At 35.3% G+C, this 23292-nt stretch carries 21 protein-coding genes; 13 read left to right on the top strand and 8 right to left on the bottom strand.

The features are described 5' to 3' along the window. Positions 1–38: 38 nt before the first annotated feature. The 8 genes from acs to HUE88_RS03260 form a co-directional block, all read right to left on the bottom strand. Positions 39–1988, bottom strand: coding sequence for an acetate--CoA ligase (acs, locus tag HUE88_RS03295; protein ID WP_194371036.1), 1950 nt, complete (start codon positions 1986–1988; stop codon positions 39–41). Beyond that, complete coding sequence (locus HUE88_RS03290; protein WP_194372499.1) at positions 1989–2612, bottom strand: 3'-5' exonuclease; 624 nt, start codon at positions 2610–2612, stop codon at positions 1989–1991. It lies immediately after the preceding gene. Next, on the bottom strand, positions 2612–4426 hold the full coding sequence (locus tag HUE88_RS03285; protein ID WP_194371034.1) for a putative nucleotidyltransferase substrate binding domain-containing protein: 1815 nt from the start codon (positions 4424–4426) through the stop codon (positions 2612–2614). Before HUE88_RS03285 ends, HUE88_RS03290 begins: the two co-directional genes overlap by 1 nt. 104 nt (positions 4427–4530) lie before the next feature. Then, a complete protein-coding gene (locus tag HUE88_RS03280; RefSeq protein WP_194371032.1) occupies positions 4531–6195 on the bottom strand; it encodes a cation acetate symporter in 1665 nt (554 codons plus the stop codon). Further along, complete coding sequence (locus HUE88_RS03275) at positions 6196–6510, bottom strand: DUF485 domain-containing protein (protein ID WP_194371030.1); 315 nt, start codon at positions 6508–6510, stop codon at positions 6196–6198. Between the two features lie 11 nt (positions 6511–6521). Further along, the gene (locus HUE88_RS03270) at positions 6522–7895 is read right to left on the bottom strand and encodes an OprD family outer membrane porin (protein WP_194371026.1); all 1374 of its coding nucleotides are present in this window, start codon (positions 7893–7895) and stop codon (positions 6522–6524) included. 204 nt (positions 7896–8099) lie between these two features. Then, entirely contained in the window at positions 8100–8756 is a 657-nt protein-coding gene (locus tag HUE88_RS03265; protein ID WP_194371024.1) for a response regulator transcription factor, read from the bottom strand. Next, positions 8756–9973 carry a sensor histidine kinase gene (locus tag HUE88_RS03260; RefSeq protein ID WP_194371021.1) on the bottom strand — a complete coding sequence of 406 codons (1218 nt, stop codon included), beginning with the start codon at positions 9971–9973 and terminating at the stop codon, positions 8756–8758. The genes HUE88_RS03265 and HUE88_RS03260 overlap by 1 nt, the downstream gene beginning before the upstream one ends. Before the next feature lie 143 nt (positions 9974–10116). On the opposite strand from HUE88_RS03260, the gene HUE88_RS03255 reads away from it, so the two are divergent. From HUE88_RS03255 to HUE88_RS03195, 13 genes are all read left to right on the top strand, one after another. Further along, complete coding sequence (locus tag HUE88_RS03255) at positions 10117–10620, top strand: peptidylprolyl isomerase (RefSeq protein ID WP_194371019.1); 504 nt, start codon at positions 10117–10119, stop codon at positions 10618–10620. 135 nt (positions 10621–10755) lie between these two features. Then, on the top strand, positions 10756–11157 hold the full coding sequence (locus HUE88_RS03250; protein ID WP_194371016.1) for a hypothetical protein: 402 nt from the start codon (positions 10756–10758) through the stop codon (positions 11155–11157). An 81-nt stretch (positions 11158–11238) separates the two neighbouring features. After that, on the top strand, positions 11239–13035 hold the full coding sequence (locus HUE88_RS03245) for a hypothetical protein (RefSeq protein WP_194371014.1): 1797 nt from the start codon (positions 11239–11241) through the stop codon (positions 13033–13035). A 21-nt stretch (positions 13036–13056) separates the two neighbouring features. After that, positions 13057–14139 carry an epoxyqueuosine reductase QueH gene (locus HUE88_RS03240; protein ID WP_194372498.1) on the top strand — a complete coding sequence of 361 codons (1083 nt, stop codon included), beginning with the start codon at positions 13057–13059 and terminating at the stop codon, positions 14137–14139. Positions 14140–14190: 51 nt separating this feature from the next. After that, positions 14191–14637, top strand: a complete 447-nt coding sequence (fabZ, locus tag HUE88_RS03235; protein WP_194372497.1) for a 3-hydroxyacyl-ACP dehydratase FabZ — start codon at positions 14191–14193, stop codon at positions 14635–14637. A gap of 11 nt (positions 14638–14648) precedes the next feature. Then, complete coding sequence (gene lpxA / locus HUE88_RS03230; protein WP_194371011.1) at positions 14649–15434, top strand: acyl-ACP--UDP-N-acetylglucosamine O-acyltransferase; 786 nt, start codon at positions 14649–14651, stop codon at positions 15432–15434. Then, a complete protein-coding gene (gene clpX / locus HUE88_RS03225) occupies positions 15431–16675 on the top strand; it encodes an ATP-dependent Clp protease ATP-binding subunit ClpX (protein ID WP_194371009.1) in 1245 nt (414 codons plus the stop codon). Before lpxA ends, clpX begins: the two co-directional genes overlap by 4 nt. Positions 16676–16684: 9 nt before the next feature. After that, positions 16685–17722, top strand: a complete 1038-nt coding sequence (locus HUE88_RS03220; protein WP_194371007.1) for a rod shape-determining protein — start codon at positions 16685–16687, stop codon at positions 17720–17722. After that, complete coding sequence (gene mreC, locus HUE88_RS03215) at positions 17715–18476, top strand: rod shape-determining protein MreC (RefSeq protein ID WP_194371005.1); 762 nt, start codon at positions 17715–17717, stop codon at positions 18474–18476. Before HUE88_RS03220 ends, mreC begins: the two co-directional genes overlap by 8 nt. 70 nt (positions 18477–18546) lie before the next feature. Next, a complete protein-coding gene (gene carB, locus HUE88_RS03210; protein WP_194371002.1) occupies positions 18547–21804 on the top strand; it encodes a carbamoyl-phosphate synthase large subunit in 3258 nt (1085 codons plus the stop codon). Next, the gene (locus HUE88_RS03205; RefSeq protein ID WP_229860138.1) at positions 21765–22238 is read left to right on the top strand and encodes a hypothetical protein; all 474 of its coding nucleotides are present in this window, start codon (positions 21765–21767) and stop codon (positions 22236–22238) included. The genes carB and HUE88_RS03205 overlap by 40 nt, the downstream gene beginning before the upstream one ends. Continuing rightward, on the top strand, positions 22235–22678 hold the full coding sequence (locus tag HUE88_RS03200) for a hypothetical protein (RefSeq protein WP_194370994.1): 444 nt from the start codon (positions 22235–22237) through the stop codon (positions 22676–22678). The genes HUE88_RS03205 and HUE88_RS03200 overlap by 4 nt, the downstream gene beginning before the upstream one ends. Before the next feature lie 33 nt (positions 22679–22711). Next, entirely contained in the window at positions 22712–23290 is a 579-nt protein-coding gene (locus HUE88_RS03195) for a Cj0371 family chemotaxis-regulating polar lipoprotein (protein WP_229860137.1), read from the top strand. Positions 23291–23292: the final 2 nt, after the last annotated feature.

The following is a 23292-nucleotide window of genomic DNA, read 5'->3' as shown; positions in this document are numbered from 1 at the left end:
TACATGTAGGTTATTCCCTACATGTAACTAAATAATATCTATTTATTCACCATAGTTGATATTGTTTCAACAATACTTGGATCTTCAAGTGTTGAAATATCTTGAGTAATCTCTTCGCCTTTCGCAATAGCACGTAGAATTCTTCTCATGATTTTACCTGAACGAGTTTTAGGAAGTCCTGGAGCAAATACCATGTCATCACAAAGAGCAATATTACCTATCTCTTTTTGAATAACTTTATTAATTGCCTTAACTTCTTCAACCTCATCAGCAACACCTTTGTCTGACTTTAACACAATATAAGCAAAGATACCCTCACCTTTTATATCGTGTGGTTTACCTACAACTGCTACCTCAGCTACGTTAGGATGCTTTTTGATTGCAGCTTCAACTTCAGCTGTTCCCATTCTATGTCCTGAAACATTAATAACATCATCTGTACGGCCTGTGATTGTGATGTAGCCATCCTCATCATAACGTGCTCCGTCACCTGTAAAATAAACAGCTTTGCCATCTTTTTTTACATCACCGAAATATGATTTAATATATCTCTCTGGGTCACCCCAAACACCGCGAATTTGAGAAGGCCAAGGACGAGTTATACACATGTATCCTGTTTCACCTGGTTCAGCTAATTCACCTGTTGCAGGATCTAAAATTTCAGCCATAATTCCTGGTAGTGGTAGTGTTGCACATCCTGCTTTAATCGGTGTAGCACCCGGAAGTGGTGATACTACATGTCCACCTGTCTCAGTCTGCCAGTACGTATCAACTATAGCACACTTAGAAGCACCAACTTCTTCATAGTACCATTTCCAAGCAGGAGGATCAATTGGCTCACCAACAGTTCCTAAAACTTTTAAGCTAGACAGATCATATTTAGCAGGCTCATGCTCACCCATCTTATGAAGCACACGTATAGCAGTTGGAGCTGTATAGAACTGGTTAATTCTGTGCTCTTCAACCATTTTCCAAGGACGTCCAGCATCAGGGTGAGTAATAACACCCTCAAACATTACAGTTGTAGCACCCATTGCAAGTGGTCCATATACTATGTAAGTATGACCAGTAATCCAACCAACATCGGCAGTACACCAGTAAGTATCGTTCTCTTTTACATCAAATACCCATTCCATAGTCATTTGAGCCCAAAGAATATACCCTGCACTGTTGTGCTGAACACCTTTTGGCTTACCTGTAGAACCAGACGTGTATAGTAAGAATAAAGGGTCTTCAGCATCCATAACCTCAGGCTCACATACACCTGATTTATTTTTTATAAGTTCATTATATGAGTAATCTCTTCCAGCCACCCACGTAACATCTTCGTTATTTCTCTCAACAACTAAAACTTTTTTTACTGGTGAGTTTTCATCAATAGCTGCATCGACAACTGGCTTTAACATATAAGGTTTAGTTTTTCTATATGCTCCATCTGCAGTAATTACAACTTTTGCCTCAGCATCTTCGATTCTATCTTTAAGTGCTTCAGAAGAAAATCCACCAAAAACAATAGAGTGAATTGCACCTATTCTTGCACATGCAAGCATCGCATAAGCAGCTTCAGGAATCATTGGCATATAAATAACAACTCTATCACCTTTTTGAACACCAAAGTCCTCTTTTAAAAGATTCGCTAATTTATTTACATTGTAATATAACTCAAGGTAAGTTATGATTTGTTTGTCGCCTCTGTCGCCTTCAAATATGATAGCTGCTTTGTTTTTACGAGAATCTAAGTGACGGTCAATACATTGTGAAGAAACATTTAGTTTTCCACCGTCAAACCACTTAACAAATGGAGCATTACTCTCATCCAACACATTAGTAAACGGCTCAATCCACTCTAATTTCTCTTTAGCATATGAACCCCAAAAACCCTCATAATCTTCAGCTGCAAAATCCTGTAAATCTTGGTATTCACACATGTTTTTTATGCGTGCATTTTTAGAGAACTCTTTATTTGGTTTAAAAACTTGTTTTGACATCTATTTTCCTTTGTTTTGTGTTAATTTTAAATAAATCATGGCAGTCATAATAGCATCGTTAACTGCGTTATGCGAACCCATGTTTGGCAACGAACAATTTTTTAGTATTGTATCGAAGCGTAAATCAATATTTCCTTGAGGTATCAAAGTAATTTTCTGATTGAAATATATCTCGGAAACCTCAATCATCTCATTTGGTAAAGTAATTCCAAGGATTGGCTTTACATACTTATTAATCATACTTACATCAAACTCTAAATAGTAACCTATAAGAGGACGTGAACCTATAAACTCTAAAAATTCTTTAACCGCATCTTTGCTGTTTCTAGCATTTTCTAAATCACATGGTCTGATTTTATGAATCTCTATACTTTTAGAACTTATCTTTTTAGAATTTTTAACATACACCTCAAAAGTTTGTGATGTCAGTATTTTATTATCTTTTATCTTAACTGCACCAATAGATAGGATTTCATCCTCTTTTGGGTTTAAACCTGTTGTCTCCGTATCGAAAACAACATACTCACCACTCTCATCTTTATCAAAAAGATATGAAAAGCCATTATCCTTTAATTTTGCCAGGTTTCGCTTCCTCTTGTAGTTATCAAAAAGAGAATATAACATCATCCGACCATATTTAAATGAAAATGAAAGCTCATAAATTTTTTGAACTTATTTATAACTTTAAAACTATCTTTGAGTAAATCCATCTGGATTTTTTGCAGATTTTTAGGATTTATATAGTTACTCTCCTCTAAGCTTTTCGCCTCTAGCATCGCTTTTAGACGAATAGATGATAATGTGTCAAAACTCTCCATCAACTCTGTTGCAAAATTTTTATCAATTACACCTCTATTGTTTAACTCCTTTATTCTCATTATAGTGCTAGTCTCATGGATCTCATATTGAAGAGCCAATGTTCTTATACCGTGAACTAGTGCGAAAATACCGCCTTTTTTTAAGTCAAGTTTATTGTTATGGCTCTTCTCTAATACGAAACTTGAAAAAAGAGACAAAGGTGTTTCAAAACTCAAAACAGCTTTTGCCAGATGCGCCAAAACATCATCACGAGAGTGAAAACTATGATGAAGGTAATCTGTGAGTTCACCTAACAAGTCATTATTTCCAGCAACACACTTAGCATCTAAAAATATGCTCAATTGCTGTAAACCTTCCTCGCTTAAACTTGTAATCCACTGATCAATAAGAGACTTGTAGCCACTTACATCTCTTCTCCAAAATTCATTGCTAACCATTACATTGCCCAGGCATATTGGAAAACCAAGTTCAAGTAAATAATGGTTTAACTTTATCATTGGTTCTCGAAAAAGTTCAACATCAACACCATCTTTTACAATAAGTGCATTATCTTGGTCTGTTTTAACACTCTGCTCTTCTCTTCCCTCTGAACCCATTACGATTAAAGCACATTTATCGTGAAGAGACTTATCCAAACACATGCCAAAAACTTTTTTATATATCTTAATATTTAGTGTTGAGACAAGTTTGGTGATATAGCGTACTTTAACACCTTTTGAATGCAAAACTATTAAAAGATTTTTTAAATCATTTTGAATATTTTTAAGGTCATCTACACTCTTAGCTTTATCTATCTGTACTGCAACCAAATGGGAGTGGTTAGCGAAATAACTCAATAAATCAAGCTGTTCTAAAACACCTTTAATTTTTCCATCTTCCATTACTACAACTCTTTTTATTTCATTGTGTGTAATAAGCAAAAGAGCATTAAATAAAAAGTCATTTACATCTATGCTAATAACAGTGTTGGAAGCTATTATACCAATAGGACTATGAACATCTATACCGCCAAGTATGACTTTATCTCTGATGTCTGTATCGTTAACAACATAGCATACAGAGCTATCTTCGACTATAACAACGCTTGTCTTTAACTCTTTCATTTTAACTACAGAATCATATATGGTTTCACTCTTATCTACTATACAAGCAGTATGTAAAAACATATCTGATACTTTTGACATTAAAAATGGCGTCAAATCACTCTGTGCATCATAATCTTTTAAATGTTGATGACGGGTCACAAAGTTTTGTAAAAAGTAACCTTGGACTTTTTTGTTTTGCATTAAATCGATAAAATCTTCTTTTTTTATCTCGTAACAAACCAAATCTTCATCTACTATAAATTTACCTTCACTTTTGTCATATATTAGTGCATCAGCATCAAAACTATCACCTGCGCTGTAGACGTTGTGAAGCTCATCATCTATAAATTCAGCAACTGAACCTTTAATGATTATATAAAATGCAATAGATGGGAGGTTTTTTGAGATTAGAAGTGTGTCTTTAGGATAATATGCTATATCAATTTTTTTCATAAGATTGTCTAAAGTAGTAGAACTTAACAATTCAAATGGATGAATAGACTCAATAAGTTTTCTCTGGTCTAAAATACTCATAATAAAATCAACCCCACATATTTAATTAGCCTCAAAAGAGGCTAACTTCAGTGGCCTCAGCGGCCCAAGCGAAGCTAGGGAGATTACTCTTCCTTCGCGGACTATTAATGATCACTAGCGCCTTCTGCACCAATACCAGTTTGACTTCTGATATATTGAGCTTCAAAAGCTTCTCTCTCTTTTTCTGCATCATGTGAGCTATCTGTAATAGAAAAGAACCAGATACCAACAAATGCCGCAGTTACAGAGAACAATGCTGGGTATTTATAAGGGAAAATTGCTTCAGCATTTCCTAAAATTTGTACCCATACGATTGGACCTAATATAACTAATAGTACTGCTGTTGCAAGACCTAAAGAACCACCAATTACAGCACCACGTGTAGTTAATTTTTTCCAATACATAGAAAGGAATAAAATTGGGAAGTTAGCAGATGCAGCGATAGCAAAAGCAAGACCAACAACGAATGCAATATTTTGTTTTTCAAACATAATACCCATAATGATAGCAATAATTCCAAGAATAATAGTAGCTATTTTAGATACTTTCATCTCTTTGATACCATCAACTTTACCCTTCATGATAACAGATGCATATAAGTCATGACTTATTGCAGATGCACCAGCAAGAGTAAGACCAGATACAACAGCTAAAATAGTTGCAAATGCAACAGCTGATATAAAGCCTAGGAAGAAATCACCACCAACTGCATGTGATAAGTGAATTGCAGCCATATTGTTTCCACCAAGAATTGGAGAACCACCGCTAATAGCTTGTTTAGCTAAATCTAAATATTGTGGGTTTTGAAAAACCATAACAATTGCGCCAAAACCGATAATAAAAGTTAAAATATAGAAATAACCGATAAAACCTGTTGCATAGAAAACTGATTTACGAGCCTCTTTAGCATCAGCAACTGTAAAAAATCTCATTAAAATGTGTGGAAGACCAGCTGTACCAAACATTAGAGCGACTGCAAGAGATATTGCCGAAACAGGATCAGAAACTAGTCCACCCGGACTCATAATTTCAATACCTTTAAGTTCTGTAGCATGAGCAAACAGAGCACCAAAACTAAAGTCATAGTGTGCCATAACAGCGATTGCCATAAATGTTGCACCTGAAAGTAATAAGAATGCTTTTACTATTTGTACCCAAGTAGTTGCAAGCATACCACCAAAAGTTACATATAAAACCATCAATACACCAACAAGAATAACCGCTACTTCATACTGAAGACCAAATAGAAGCTGGATAAGTTTACCAGAACCAACCATTTGAGCGATTAGGTAAAGAATAACAGTTGCGATAGAACCAGAAGCCGCTAAAGTACGGATTGGACCTTGACGAAGTCTGTATGAAGCAACATCAGCAAAAGTATATTTACCTAAGTTTCTAAGAGGCTCAGCAATCATAAAAAGGATAATTGGCCAACCAACTAAAAAACCGATAGAGTAGATTAGTCCATCGTAACCTTTAAGGTAAACAAGACCAGATATTCCTAAGAATGACGCAGCTGACATGTAGTCACCAGCGATTGCCATACCATTTTGAAAACCTGTAATTCCACCACCAGCAGTATAAAAATCTTTTGCAGATTTTGTACGTTTAGCTGCCCAGTAAGTAATACCTAAAGTACCGCCGACAAATAGTAAGAACATTACGATTGCAGACATATTAAGTGACTGTTTTTGTATCTCACCCTCTATAGCACCAGAAGCAAAAACTGCAATAGTACCTAGTATTAAAAATAAAAAAATTCTATTCATCTAGTTTTCCTTTATAGAATTTTTGATTTTATTATTTAAATCATCAAATTCACTGTTTGCACGTTTAGTATAAATACCTGTTAATATAAAGGCAAATACGATAACAGCCATACCTATCGGAATACCGATTGTTGTAACTGAGTCAGCTGATAAAGGAGCTCCAAGAGCAGCTGGGTTGAATGCGATTGTTAATATAAATGTGAAATACACAACAAGCATAGCTATTGATAGTTTAATCGCGAAACCAGATCTAGCTTTAACTAGAGTCTGATAATCAGGATTTGCCTTGATTTGTTCAACAAGTTCTTTTTTCATACTTATTTCCTTTAGAAATTATAGTTTGCGATTAGACGATACTCGTTCCAACCGGTCGTAGTTGTTGCATCAGAACCAGCGAAGTCTCTTGGAAAATTTCCACGAAAACGTAATTGAAGGTTTTTAACAGATGCAGGATAGTATATAGCATCAAAACCTGCTTCAGTAGCTGTTCTTGTTCCACCATAACCAGAATTTGCATCCATATCAAATGATGCATAATAACCAGCCAATGAAGCATTTGTTCCCATCTCTTTAAAACTGTAAGAAGCTCCAAATTTTGTAGTGTCTGTACCGGCTAAAAACTGATGACGCGTTACCATACCCTGAGTAAATGCCGGCATACCACCAAATTGAGTAATAATTGCATTTTTATAAGAGCTGTCTGTTGCACTGTTTTTGCCTGTTGTAGAGTATGCAACATAACCTGTAAATCCGCCAGCCTTCGCACCAAACTTACCAGCCCAGTAAGAAGAATCAATTTCACCGTTTCCACCCAAACCTGAATCTTTCATCAACTTATCACCAACACTGTTTTGCTTAATAGCTTGCGCAGCAAAAAAAGGCTTTACTTTGTCACTAAATAAACATGTCCATGAGATTGAAGCATCTGCGTAGATTGTATTATATAAATCGTGTGCATAGTCATCACCGATTTTTGCTTTAAAATTACCATTTTTATATGTAGCCATTAAAGATGTAACACCGTTAGTGTTTTTTCCAACAGCATACTCACCCATATTTTTAAAACTGCCAACTTGACTTGTAGCATCATGAGCTGAATAACCTGATGTTGCTCCTAATATTCCGCCTGCACCATAAACATTACCAAATGTACCTTGAGCAAATTTAGTTATGTGAGCTAACTGGATATTTACATTAGTAATATCTTTATTAGTTAAAACATAACCTTGAAACAAGTTTTTCAACATTCTTGCATCATCGCCACCCATCATCGCAGAGTCAAATGACATACGACCATATTTAAATGAAGTGTTACCTCTTTTGTAACCTACATAAGCTTCACCTAAAATTGAGTAAGAGCCATCTGGCCCTAAAAGAGTTGGATCTTTTTTAAGAGAATCTTCAGATGCATTGTCTGAATAATCAAATAAGTTTATATCATTAGTTGTATAAACAGCAGTTGCAAAATTAAGACCATTATAATCAGCCGTTTCAAACTTTAAATGACCACCAACAGCCATTGAATTACGTTGGTTGTTTGTTCCTGAACTTCCTTGATATTCTCTATCAACGTAGAACATTCTTACTTGACCGCTTGTCTTACCTTCACTAAACATAGTACTTAAGTCTTCAGCTGCTTGAACGTTAACTGAACAAATAAGTCCTGCTGTAATAGCACTAAAAAGTAACTGTTTTTTCATATATTTTCCTTCTCTGCATTTTTAAACATTACAATCTTAAGATAAGAGAATAGCATGAGTGTAGCAATGCAAAGAAATTATTATATAAATTTAAAATTTGTGAATTGTGTGTAGATTTGTAGCATATAAAGGTCTATATTTAATAAACCTTATATAAGATATTTTTATTTATGTTTTAAATAGTTCTAGCTCGCTGCCGGGCGGTCAAGGCTTCTCTATCATATACCCCATACCGCGAACATTTAATATGACCTCTTCTTTTAGAAACTTCTTAAGCCTGTTTATTTCAGCTCTTATGGTAGCGTTATCTACTATTTGCTCATCCCAAACATATATCTGAAACTGCTCAAAATCAACTACCATACCTCTATTTCTTGATAAAAGATCAATTATTTGAGATTGTCTTTTACTTAAAGTTTGATACTCTCCATTAAAAAGAAGGGTGCTGTGCTCTTGGTCATAGCTGTAATTTTTTGAAAGCCTAAGATGAACTCTTGGAATATCGCTGGAGAGTTTAACTCTGTCTACTCTTAATGACAACTCTTTTAGATGAAACGGCTTTTTCAAGTAGTCATAACAACCCAAATCATAAGCACGGGATATATCCTCTATATCCACTAAAGCGCTAATATATATTGTCTGTACATGTATTTTAAGTGCATGAATATTTTCTAAAAAACTAAGCCCATCCATTCCCGGAACATTGATATCTAAAATCAGTAAATCATAAGAGTTCTTTTTTATGTTCTCATATGCTTCTAGCCCATCAAAATATGTCTCGACCAAGTGTCCTTGGGACTCTAAATACTCGCATATAGATTCATTGAGCATCACCTCATCTTCTAGTAAAAGTATCTTCATTACGCACCCATCATTTTAAACTTATAGCTAAAGCTTGTAAAAGAGTCATCTGAGCTAACTTCAATCTCAACCCCCTCTTCATCACAAATAGTTCGGACCAATTGCAAGCCTAAACCAAAACCGTCTCTATTCTCCTCTTCTCTATAGTAAGCATCAAAAACTTTATTTGTATCTTTAATGGCTTTGGAATGACTTCCCATAGAGAACTCTACATGTGAACCATTTTTATTTAAGCTTACATGTACCTCTTTATTTGCAAGAGTATATTTGATTGCATTTGTTATTGTGTTATCTATAATTCGCTGAAGTTTTGTTTCATTAAAATATATATGCAACTCTTCAGCAGGAGGATTGTAGTTAAAACTAATTCTAGATAGTTCCGCTACTTCTGTAAAAAAATCTATTCTGCCAGAGAGGTAATTTTTAATATTTATCACAACTTTTGGATACTCGACTTGATCTTTTTTAACCAAATAGCTTAAATCATCATATATACTAAAAATATTTTTTACTGCTGCTTCTATTTTTGAGAGTTGTCTATCTTTTTTATTTTTCATGACATAAAGTTCAATACTTGTCAATATAACGCTTAAAGGAGTATTCGTCTCGTGAACTGCATATTTTAAAAACTCTTTTTGTGATTTTAATAACTCCTGCGAAAAGATTTTTTCTTTTTCGAGATTTTTATTTATTATTTGCAAATCTCTTGTTTTTCTCTTGACCCTCTCTTCTAAGTCAAGGTTCATATCCATAAGGGCATATTTCTGTTCACTGATTTTTTCCACCATATCATTAGCGTACCCTATCATTACCTTGAAATCTTTAAAAAAAATCATATTTGGATTTATCACCTGATCTCTTTGTGCTGCGTTTTCAAAAAAATCTAAAAAAGTTTGAGTATCCCTTTGCAAAAGTCTATTAAATATATTATTTAATCCCAGAAATATAGCAAAAAGTATGAAAGAGAGAGTAACAATAACCAAAACAATTTTTATAAAAAATGATTTTAATGACTTTTGTTTTTGATTGAGCAACTCGCTGTTATCACCACTATCGACTTTAACTAAAATATTTTGCTCATATAAACTTTCATAATCCTCATACATCTCTTCTACAAGAAGTCCAACAAACATCATAGTAAGAAAAAACAGAACTAAAATTGTAAATATATTGGCTTGTTTTATTGTTATGTTTTTAAATAGTGCTTTAATTGTCATGGCAAAATTATACACTGATTTTTTTACTTGACATGCAAATATTAGATAATTCAATTGCATTTAGAACAATATCATCAGGAGTAATTTTATATATTGATAAACTTACACTATAATTTCAAAAAATATTTCTAAAAGGTAGAAAAATGTTTGGAAGAACACAATTAAAAACTTACGACTTAAGTGCTGATGAATTAAGCAAACTTCAATGGGCAAAAGTATCAACGAGCAAAGGTGATATCTGGATAAAACTTTTTCCAGAAGAAGCACCAAATACTGTTGCAAACTTTGCACATTTGGCAAATACTGGTTTTTACAACGACCTTAATTTTCACCGTGTAATCCCTGGTTTTATGGCTCAAGGCGGTTGTCCTACTGGAACTGGAACTGGCGGACCAGACTGGGCTATCCCATGTGAAACTGCACAAAACGTATCTATTCATAGAAGAGGAACTCTCTCAATGGCTCACGCCGGACCAAATACTGGTGGAAGTCAATTTTTCATTACTTTTGTACCAACTCCTCACTTAGATGGTGTTCATACTGTTTTTGGAGCAATTGAAAAAGATGATGAAGATAGCTTTGCAGTTCTTGACAGCATTGCCGGACAAGATGCAATCAACTCAATAGAAGTTCTCGAAACTAAATAAATTAGCAAAATCTCCTTGGTATATCCGAGGAGAACCAAACAACCTGCGCTACATGTAACTAACTTTCAATCTTCGTAATACCAATGTAATCTTAATAATATAAAATTTTTCACCCAAATAAACAAAGGAAAATAGATGGCTTATTTTGATGATGTAAAAGTAAAAGATGAACTTTACGGAATTATTTTTGGCGCTGGAAAAGTGTCGCAGGTTTTTGAAGATAGTTATTACAAAATAATGGTAACTTTTAAAGACGGCTATGAAGTACCTTATACTGAAGATGGTATTCCGGGATGGGGCAAATTCAAGCAACAGACAATTTACTATAAAAGCGATATTGACCTGACAGATATAGACTTTACACCAGTTACAAAAGTTTTGTCTCCTAAAAAAATAATCAAGCTTAAAGAGAAGAAAAAACTTGAGATAAAACTTCCATCAGGAATATGGATAAATTGTAAAAAATGTGTAAAAAAGTACATGCAAGAGATGCTCGAAAAAGAAAACTACCACCTATTTAGAAAAACATTAAAATAATTTCCCTAAACAACAATACAAAAGCATATATTAAGAACCTACAAACTAAAATAGGCAAATTCTAGATTAAGGCTCACATAAGTGCTTATTTTCACCCCTGTAACCAAAATTTCATTTAATATAATTAATACAATAAATGAAGTTGCAAAAGATAGAAACATCAAACAAAACGATGTAGATTTTGATTTGCTTGGAGTACAAACACTTATTCAATCTGTAAAACATAAAGATTGGACCATTATAGAAGAGCCACTTGAAAAAATATTTGACGAAGAGACGCTAAGATCCAATTCGCTTTTTGTAAAACAAGAGTATAAAATCAAGTTAAGACCTTATATGCAAAATAAATTTTTTGAAAATATAAAAATCGAAATAGCTTTAAACAAAGCAAAAAGCAAAGTTGTTGCAACTTTTAAAAAGGGGTCTATTTTCCCTTGCGATGACAATTTGGCAAAACTTTTAAAAAAAGAGATAAACCGAAGAAAATTGCGATTAGGATTGCTTATTGGGCACTTTGAGGGGACCCTTAACTCTGTGCTGATTAAACTCTCTAAGGTAGTGAAATGCAATAAACCGCTTCAAAAAGATTTAAGAATCACCATAGCGAGTTCTCCGGGAGCCGTATTTGCAGTTGATGATTCAATTATTTTACATTATGAAAAAAATGAAAAGAAATTTATTGAGGGTGTTGATATTAATGAACTTATTTTTGAGTATATAAAGCCAAAAAAATGTCTGCATGGAAGAAGCTGCAACGGCAATCAGATTACAGTAAGCGAGCCAAAAGTTGAATTTTCACACTACAGATCCGATAAAGAAACTATTGAAGCTATAGAGGATGAAAACTCCATCAAATACTACTCAAAAGTGAACGGTTATGTAAAAAAAGAGTCTGATGTAATCTCTATATCTAAGGAAGTATCCATAAACTCTGCCTCTTTTCGCAATACCGGCTCCATAAGCACAGGAGAAGATAAAGATATATCTATAAATATAAACAATAAAAACAGTTCAGATGATGCTGTTGGAAGTGGAGTAAGCATAGATGTAAAAGAGCTACATGTAGACGGCACTGTAGGCTCATATGCTAAAGTAAAAGCAACTGATTTAAGTGTAGGGGAACAGACACATAGAAATTCACAGCTAGAGGCTGTTGAGAATGCAAAAATACACCTCCACCGCGGTAACCTTATAGCAAAAACTGCACAGATTGAGATTTTAGAGAATGGAACAGTTAAAGCAGATGATGTACATGTAAAAAAAATGCTTGGTGGGGAGATAATAGGAAAAAGAGTTATTGTTGAAGAACTTACGTCAAATACAACTATTATAGCATCTGAATCGATTGAGATTCATACTATATCCGGTCAACACAACAAGCTGATAATAAACCCCGACAAGATAGAGTCATATCATGAAAAAACACAAGCTCTTAAGCGGGAGATGAACACTAAAAAAACTTTACTTGCAGAAATCAAGCAAGAATACGAAAAAAGCTTATCTGAACACACTAAACAACTAGACAGAATAAAAGTGTTTCAAAAAAGAGTCATTATTGCTACAAAAGCTGAAAAAGCACCCAATAGAACCGATGTGATAAGGGTGGAACAATATAAAAATGAAGCTGAAAAATTAAAAATTACAGCTGAACTTATAGCCGAAGAGGAGAATGAGCTAATAGCAACAAGCAAGGAACTTGAAAAGCTCTATGAAGCGGAACTTCATGCTAAAATAATAAATAAAAGTAGATACGACGGACATACTCAAGTTGTATTTATAGATGTTAAAACATCACAGGAGTACTCAATGATTCCTGAAGGTGTTTACAAGGAACTCTTTTTGAAAAAAGATGGTTCTGATAAAAAAATAAGCTGGTAAGAAAGCTAAAAGGAGAATATTATTTTAGTACATATTTGTTGCAGTGTAGACTCACACTTTTTTTTACAAAAGCTACAACGTGATTATCCAGGTGAAAAACTTACCGGCTTTTTTTATGACCCAAACATTCACCCCTACTCTGAGTATCAGCTACGCTTTTTAGATGTACAGCGTTCTTGTAAAATACTCGGTATTGATTTAATTGAAGGTGAATATGATTTTGAAGCTTGGATGATAGCAGTTCGAGGATTAGAAAATGAACCTGAAAAAGGTGCCAGATGTGAAGTATGCTTTGATAAACGTTTTGATGTAAGTGCTAAAAAAGCCCTTGATCTTGGCGAAACAAAAGTAACCACAACACTACTTGTCAGTCCTTTAAAATCTCAAGAACAACTTAAACGAAGCGGTGATGCTTTTTACGAAAAATACGGAGTTGAATTTATAGCTGTCGATTACCGTTCAGGCGGTGGTACACAAGATCAAAGCCGAGTCACAAAAGAGCAAATGCTTTACCGACAAGACTACTGTGGATGCATCTTTGGACTAACCATGCAAAGAGACCAACAGGGGCGTTTAATGGATGAGATGTTCTCTTGTGTCTCAAACAAAATTCTCCCTGCTTCTATTGAGGAGAGAGTTGAAATGTATAGAGACAGGATGCAACTCGAAGATAAAAAAGTAGAGTATAAAATAATAAAAGAGAAATTTTTAAACTACCGCCAATTCAGTTTTAAAGTTATCTCCGGTAAGAGTGAAATCGTCCCTGCATATGCTTTATCTTATTCGACTTTGCCAAGAAAAAAAGCACAAGGAAATATAGAGTTTGAATTTGAAAATATTCACTACTTTAGCCGTGAAGAGATAAGATTTGTTACTCTGGAATTTTTCAACTCTACATGTGGATATGAGTACAAAACAATAAATGAGTTGATATTCAATCAGCCAAATATCAATGAAGAATTAAAGTTTAGAAACACGCTCACATCTACAAATTACGACTTAACTCTTATTGTTATTATTGAAAAAATTCCTAAAACCAAACTCACCATTATGCTTGATGCAAAAACTTACGAAGATGTCAGAGAAAAACTAATCATAATCTAATATATTTTTAGGTAAAATAGCCAAAATTATTATAAAGGCTCCTAACTTATGATTATGGATGTTACTGAAATTCAAAAAATTATACCTCACCGTTACCCATTTTTACTACTAGACAGAGTTACTGATATAAAAGAAAACGAGTCTCTAATTGGGTTTAAAAATGTAACTATCGGTGACAATGTTTTTCAAGGGCATTTCCCTGGTCACCCAATATATCCAGGTGTAATGATACTAGAGGGTATGGCTCAAGCTGGTGGAATACTTGCATTTAAAAGCATGGGAGACATGACAGAGGAAGAGGCTGCAAATAAAGTTGTATATTTTATGAGTATTGATAAAGCAAAATTTCGTGCTCCCGTTAAGCCAGGCGACAGACTTGAATACCGCATAAATGTCATAAAGAACAAAGGCGCTATCTGGATGCTCGACGGCAAAGCTTATGTTGATAATATTTTAGTTTCACAAGCTGAATTAAAAGCTATGATTGTAGATAAATAAAAGGCAAAGATTTGAGTAAAATTTCTCCTCTTGCAGTCATCGAAGATGGCGCGGTTATAGGTAAAGATGTTGAGATAGGGCCTTTTTGCTTTATTTCATCACAAGCGACTATTGGTGATGGAACCAAAATAGAACAAAGTACATCTATATGCGGAAAAACGACTATTGGTAAAAATAACCATATATTTTCAAATGCGGTTATTGGGTCAATTCCACAAGATTTGAAATTCGACGGTGAAGATGTTGAGCTTATAATCGGCGACAGTAATAAAATCAGAGAATTCACACTTTTCAACCCTGGAACAAAAGGTGGAGGCGGTAAAACTATTATCGGCTCACATAATCTTTTTATGGGATATGTTCATATCGGACATGATGTAATCATAGGAAACCACTGTATTTTAGCCAATGCTGCAACTTTAGCCGGACATGTAGAGATGGGAGACTATGCCGTAATCGGAGGAATGACTCCGGTTCATCAGTTCGTTCATATTGGAGACTATGCTATGATTGGAGGAGCTTCTGCACTTGCTCAGGATGTACCGCCATTTTGTATGGCCGAAGGTAACCGTGCCAATTTAAGAGGTCTAAATTTAAATGGCTTAAGACGCCATCTTAACCGTGAAGATATAAATGAACTTAAATCAGCATATAGAGAGCTGTTTGAATCAGGAAAACCACTAAAAGATGTAGCTAATGAGTTACTTGAAAATACAAAAAACCATTATGTAAATGACTTGTGTGATTTTGTAATTAAAACAAAAAGAGGAATCCCATATGAGAGGAAAAAAGTATGATTCATAGAGCATGTAGCTTTTGTGATGCAAAAGAGAGTGAAGAGAACCCTCTAATAGCCGGAAACGGTGTATATATATGTAAAAATTGTGTTGTTTCAGCATACAAGATTATGTTTGGAGATGATGTAGAGTCTGCTTCTTCAAAAAACTGTGAACTAGTCGATGCTGTTACAAAACTTATGACGCCAAAAGAGCTGAATAACTTTTTAGGTGATTATGTAATAGGCCAAGAACGTGCAAGAAAGCTTATCAGTGTAGCCGTCTACAATCATTATAAAAGAATATTTAAAATAGACAAAACAAGTGATGACGATACAGAAATTGCAAAGTCTAATGTACTTCTTATTGGACCAACAGGAAGCGGAAAAACTCTTATGGCTCAAACAATTGCTAGAGTTTTGAATGTTCCTATTGCCATAGCTGATGCTACAAGTCTTACTGAAGCTGGTTATGTAGGAGAAGATGTTGAAAATATTTTAACAAAACTTATACAAGCAGCAGACGGTGATGTAGAAAAAGCACAGCAGGGAATTGTATTTATTGATGAAGTAGACAAAATTTCTCGTATGAGTGAAAATCGTTCAATAACAAGAGACGTTTCCGGAGAAGGCGTTCAACAAGCACTTCTTAAAATCATAGAGGGTGCCGTTGTAAACATCCCACCAAAGGGCGGGAGAAAACATCCAAATCAAGATTTTATAGCTATGGACACAACAGGTATTCTTTTTATATGCGGTGGGGCTTTTGATGGTCTTGGTGAAATCATAAAGAAAAAACAGGGTGAAAATGTTTTAGGTTTCAACCAAGAGAAAAAAACTAAAGATGAGAAAAAAATCACTTTCGATATGGTTGAGCCTGACGATTTGGTTAACTATGGGCTTATTCCAGAACTAGTTGGACGACTTCCGATAATTGCATCTCTTAACGAAATAACAGAGGAAGATATGGTTCGTATTTTGACTGAACCAAAAAATTCTCTAATAAAACAATATAAAAAACTGTTTTCAATCGATGATGTCGAGCTAAACTTTGAGGAAGATGCACTAAAAGCAATTGCCAAAAAGTCTATAAAAAGAAAAACAGGGGCTCGTGGTTTGCGCGCGATTTTGGAAGAAAATATGATAGATATCATGTATGAACTTCCAGAGTACGGTGGGTATGAAGTTTTAATAACAAAAGCTGTAATTGATGATGGTGAAGCACCTATGTATATCAAAAAACAGTCTAAACAGACAGCATAAGGTAACGTGATGATTTTTAACAAACTAATTGGACTTTTTTCAAATGATTTATCTATAGACTTAGGAACTGCAAATACGATTGTAATAGCAAAAGGAAGAGGCATTATAATAAATGAGCCGTCTGTTGTTGCTGTTAAAACGGAGAAATATGGTCACCAGAGAGTCTTGGCTGTAGGACAAGAAGCAAAGAACATGGTCGGCAAGACACCTGGAAACATCAAAGCAATTCGTCCAATGCGTGATGGGGTTATTGCCGATTTTGATATGACTGAAAAAATGATTAGAAAATTCATTGAAAAAGCTCATGGAAGAACAAGCCTTATTAGTCCCCGCATTATAATATGTGTTCCTTACGGACTAACTCAAGTTGAAAGAAAAGCTGTTCGTGAATCTGCTTTAAGCGCAGGTGCAAGACAGGTATTTCTTATTGAAGAGCCTATGGCAGCAGCAATTGGTGCAGGGATAGAGATTAGAGAGCCAAAAGGTAACTTGGTAGTAGATATCGGTGGAGGGACAACAGAGATAGGTGTTGTTTCCCTTGGTGGGCTTGTTCTCTCAAAATCAATCCGCACAGCCGGTGATAAAATAGATCAGGCTATAGTAAACTATGTTAGAAAAAAGTATAATCTTTTAATTGGTGAAAGAGCTGCTGAAGAGATTAAAATCGCTATAGGAACTGCTGTAGCTTTAGATACAGATTTAAAAATGACTGTTACTGGTCGTGATCAGGTTGAGGGTCTTTTAAGTTCAGTTGAACTTACAAGCGAAGATGCAAGAGAAGCTATGAGAGAGCCTCTTAAAGAGATTGGAGAGGCTCTTCGCGACGTTTTAGAGCAAATGCCGCCTGATTTAGCAGGAGACATTGTAAGCAATGGAATCATTTTAACTGGTGGCGGCGCACTTATTCGTCAACTTGATAAATTCTTATCAGATATAATCAGAATACCTGTATATGTTGCAGATGAGCCACTTTTAGCAGTAGCTAGAGGAACGGGGCGCGCTCTTGAAGAGATAGATTTACTGCAAGAACTTTTCGACAATGAATAAGGGGCTTTTTAGCTTTTTATTGATCTTTATTGCACTCCTAATGGGTGCACTATATTATACAAATATTATTCAAGCGCCATTTATTTCAGCCTTAAACATTATTAAATCTAGCTACCACAACAGCATAGAGTCTGTAGAAAAATTGATAGTACAACATTTTTTTCAAGCTCAACAGATATCTTTATTAGAAGAGAAACTTCATAAATACGAAAATAATCATCTGGTTATGCAGCAACTCGCATCCGAGGTAAATGATCTTTTTGCCCTAAATAATTCTAAACTAAAAACAGACCCAAGTGTGCAACTTGTAAGAACAATTTCATATCAAAAATTTGCAGATCTAAATAGAGTCTGGCTAGAGATACCTGATTACAACTCCTCTAAAATATACGGACTTACATATAAAGAACTTGTCGCAGGGATAGTTGTCTCACAGGACAACAGGGCACTTGGTCTTTTAAACAGAGATATTAAAAGCTCCTATGCGGTTTATGTCGGTGAAGAAAAAGCACCAGGCATCGCACATGGCAATAGTGGAGAAAACTTAGTAGTAAGATTTATTCCGGCCTGGTTTTCTGTAAAAGAGGGTGACGAAGTTGTGACCTCTGGACTTGATGAGATTTTTTTCAAGGGGTTAAAAGTCGGGACAGTATTGTCTGTAACAAAATCACAGGGCTATCAAAATGCCGTAATTGAGCCTTACTATAAAGCTAATGATCCAAACTATTTCCACATGATAAAAAAAGTCAAATAACTCATCAAATCTTAAGTGCTTTTTACCTATAATATGCAAATTTTTCATGCACAAATATTAAGGGTAAAAAATGCCAAAACGCACAGATATAAAAACTATTTTACTTATTGGCTCTGGTCCAATCATCATTGGTCAAGCTTGTGAATTTGACTACTCAGGAACTCAGGCTGTTAAAACTCTAAAAGAGCTTGGTTACCGCGTAGTCCTCATAAACTCTAATCCTGCCACTATTATGACAGATCCTGAGTTTGCTGACAGAACCTACATTGAACCAATCAAAGAAGATGTAATTGCTAAAATTATCAGAGATGAAAAAGTAGATGCTATTCTTCCGACAATGGGTGGACAGACTGCACTAAATGTAGCTACTAGCATGTATGAAAAAGGGATGCTAGATGGAATAGAGTTTTTAGGTGCAACACCTGAAGCTATACATAAGGGCGAAGACCGCTTGGCATTTAAAGATGCGATGATTAAAATTGGAATGGATTTACCATTTTCAATGTATGCATACAATATGGACGATGCACTTAAAGCTGCCGATACAATTGGTTTTCCTATTATAATCCGTGCTTCATTTACTTTAGCCGGTGGAGGAAGTGGTGTTGCTTACAACATGGATGAGTTCAAAAAACTTGCAGCTCGCGGTCTAGATGAGTCACCAGTTACAGAAATCCTGATTGAAGAGTCTCTTCTTGGCTGGAAAGAGTACGAGATGGAGGTTATCCGCGATAAAGCGGACAACTGTATTATTGTATGTGCTATTGAAAACTTTGACCCTATGGGTGTTCACACAGGTGACAGTATTACAGTAGCTCCTGCACTTACATTAACGGACAAAGAGTACCAAAGAATGCGTAATGCATCTTTTGATATCTTAAGAGAAGTTGGTGTTGATACCGGCGGAAGTAATGTTCAATTCTCAATTGACCCTAAGACAGGGAGAATGATTGTAATTGAGATGAACCCTCGTGTTTCTCGCTCATCTGCTCTTGCCTCTAAGGCGACCGGTTACCCTATTGCAAAAGTAGCTACTCTCTTGGCTGTCGGTTTTACTCTTGATGAGATTACTAACGATATTACAGGAACTCCGGCATCATTTGAGCCAGTAATTGATTATGTTGTTACAAAGATTCCACGTTTTACATTTGAAAAATTTCCTGAAGCAGAAAATACACTTAGCACAAGCATGAAGTCTGTTGGTGAAGTTATGGCAATTGGACGTACTTTCAAAGAGTCAATTCAAAAAGCTCTCTGTTCACTTGAGACAGATTTATGTGGCTTCAATGAGATTGATGCTGATTTTGATTTTGTTAAACATGAAATCCGTCGTCCAAATGCAGATAGAATCCTATATGTTGCCGAGGGTTTTCGTCGCGGGATGAGCGTTGAGGAGATGTTTGACACATGTCAGATAGATCCATGGTTCTTATACCAATTAGAAGAGATGATAAAAGCTGAGAGTACCATCACAGATAAAATTTTATTTGATGCGGAATTTATGAGAAGCATGAAGGTCGACGGTTTTTCAGATAAAAGAATATCACAACTTATAGCTAAGAACTCAAACCAAAACGTTAGTGAAGATGATGTTTACAATGCAAGAAAAACTCTACATGTAAACTTTGAATATAACGAAGTTGATACATGTGCTGCTGAGTTTGAAGCACTTACTCCATATCTATACTCAACTACAAATATCACAAAACTCCCAAATGTAAAAAACAGAGTAAGTGATAAGAAAAAGGTTCTTATTTTAGGCGGTGGTCCAAACAGAATCGGTCAAGGTATTGAGTTTGACTACTGTTGTGTTCATGCAGCTTTCGCACTTAAAGAGATGGATATTGAGTGTATTATGTACAACTGTAATCCTGAAACTGTCTCAACTGATTATGATACTTCAGATGTACTCTACTTTGAACCAATAGATTTTGAACATGTAAGAGCAGTTGTTGAAAATGAAAAACCAGATGGAATTATAGTCCACTTTGGCGGGCAGACGCCACTTAAACTTGCAGATGCACTGACAAAAATAGGTGCTAATATTGCAGGAACCCCTTCTGCAGTAATTGACTTGGCGGAAGACAGAGAGCAATTTTCTAACTTTGTAATCAAACATGGGCTTAAACAGCCGGAGAACGGGTTAGCTAGAACCAAAGAGGAGTCTTATGTTATAGCACAAAGACTTGGCTACCCTGTTCTAGTCCGTCCATCTTTTGTTCTTGGCGGTCGCGGTATGAGAATTGTTTACAGCGAGGATGAACTTAAACAGTATATGGATTTGGCAGTCTCTGTATCAAACAATGCGCCTGTTCTTATCGATAAATTTTTAGACCAAGCTATAGAACTTGATGTTGATGCTATCTGTGACGGAACTGATGTTTACATAGGTTCAGTTATGCAACATATAGAAGAGGCTGGAATTCACTCTGGAGACAGTGCCTGCTCACTTCCACCGGTAAATCTATCCCTTGAGATGATTGAAAAAGTTGAACAGCAGACAAAAACTATTGCTCTTGGTCTTGGTGTTGTTGGTCTTATGAATGTTCAGTATGCAATCTACAAAGATGATATTTACCTTATAGAGGTAAATCCTAGAGCTTCAAGAACCGTCCCTTTTGTTTCAAAAGCGACGGGAATGCCGTTGGCAAAAGTTGCAACACGCGTAATGGTTGGAGAAACTCTTAGAAGTGCACTAGAGTATTATGATAAATATGATGTTGTTCAAGAAGTAAACGGTCTCTTAAAACCAAAATTAAAAAACCATATCTCTGTTAAAGAGGCTGTTTTTCCTTTCCATAAACTTTATGGGGCAGACTTAGTCCTTAGTCCTGAGATGAAATCAACAGGCGAAGTTATGGGAATAAGTTCTAGTTTTGGAATTAGTTTTGCAAAAGCTCAACTATCTGCAGGAAACAAAATACCTACAAGCGGAACATGCTTTCTCTCTTTTGTTGATACAGACAAAATGCATGCACCTGAGATAGCGGTCGGCTTGCACAAACATGGGTTTAAACTTGTTGCGACAAAAGGGACTCAAGCAATTATTGAAGAGTCAGGAGTCCCATGCGAAGTTGTTCTCAAGATTTCTGAAGGTCGTCCAAACATTGAAGACAGCATGAAAAACGATGCAATTCAAATGGCTATAAATACTTCAGATAACAACACTTCTAAAAAAGATGCAGTAGTTATCCGCCAAGAGGTACTTAAAAGAAATATCCCTTATTTTACAACTTTAAGTGCTGCAAGAGCATTGATTTTAGCACTCGACGAGATGAAAGACGACTCATGGTCAAATGCGAAAGCACTGCAAGATTTTCTAGCTTAGCAGTGCCTGTTATTCTAGCACAAACCGACACAACCGTCGGTTTTCTGTCTCAAGATTCAGACAAACTTTATGAGATAAAGTCTCGCCCAACTGCAAAACCTTTTATTAAAGTTTACAAAGATTTTTACAATTTTTTGCTAAATAAAAACAGAGTTCCTCAGAATAAAAAAAATCTTGTTCGCCGTTCAAAAAAAACAACCTTTATAGTCAAAAACAGGGCATTCAGAGTTGCCGCTTCTCAATTAAACTCACAAATACTAAGAGATTTATCGTGGAACTATTCAACTTCCGCAAACGAGTCCCAAAAAAAATTTGACAGAGTTTTTTGTGAATCAAAAGCTGATATAATAATAGAGGATAGGGGTGGTCTAAACGAGAACAGTTCATCAACTCTTATTAAAATAAACAAATTCAAGATGAGGCGGATGAGATGAGTAAGGTTATACAAGCACTTTTAACAGGTATGTTTTTCACGTTCTTTTTAGACTTTTTTATATTTTTGGGTATCAAACTTAATTATATAGATTTTTATGAGATTGATTTATATTACAATATTTTATTTGCCGACAATCAAAATATATATATTTTTCTAATTTTATCTGTCATTACAGGTTTTATTGTCATATATGTAAACAACAATAAAATAAGTGTAGCTGTTCTAGGCTCTTTATTTGTTCTTTCCCTATTAACACTTTTTGAACCCGTAGGCTATGCTCTTGGTGAGGCTTTGTTTATGAAAAAGAACTCAACTCTTAAAGATAAAAAATTCACATTTTACGGTGATATTTACTACGAGGGAAGAACTGAAATAACATTTTATGATCATGAACTTAAAAAAACAATACTATTAAATAAAAAGGATTTAATTAAATGAGAACAAGCAAAGCTCAATACACAGAGACACAAAATGTCTAGCAATAAACATATCTCCACTATTTCAAGAGGCGTTGCACTCGGTAGTGCCGGCATAATTATGATGAGCATTCTGAGTGGCTGTGAAGCTCCTCAGCAGAAGCAACAAAACCGCTATTTGGTTATAGAACAACAAACTAATGGCAAATATATTGTTGTTGAGGAGATGCCGACAGAGGGGCCAAATAGAGCAATTATTCGTGAGAAAGATGAAAACGGCAATACAGTTGAGCGTTTTATGAATGAAGCAGAAATGAAAGCATTAGCAGAGCAAGAGTATAAAAAAGTTCAAGATGGAACATCTGAGACTGTTTCTGGCAATAATGGAAGTGCGGGGATGGGCTTGGCTGGAACTATCTTGGCTGTTGCTGCGGGCTCACTGATGGGAAACATGATTGGGAATGCTCTAATGAACAACAAAAACTTTGCCAATCGCTCAAGTTCAGTCAATAAAAGTGCCTATAGCCGTTCTGCAGCCGGACAAGCATCAAGGGCAGGAACATCAGCTAAAAAAAGCTTTTTTGGCGGTTCTAGTAGAACTTCATCTTATAGCAGTACAAGTTATGGTGGCTGATA

The sequence above is a fragment of the Candidatus Sulfurimonas baltica genome (assembly GCF_015265455.1).
In the GTDB taxonomy this organism is placed as follows: domain Bacteria; phylum Campylobacterota; class Campylobacteria; order Campylobacterales; family Sulfurimonadaceae; genus Sulfurimonas; species Sulfurimonas baltica.
Note: the sequence above shows the minus strand (reverse complement) of the source record. Positions and strands in the feature narration are given on the sequence as shown.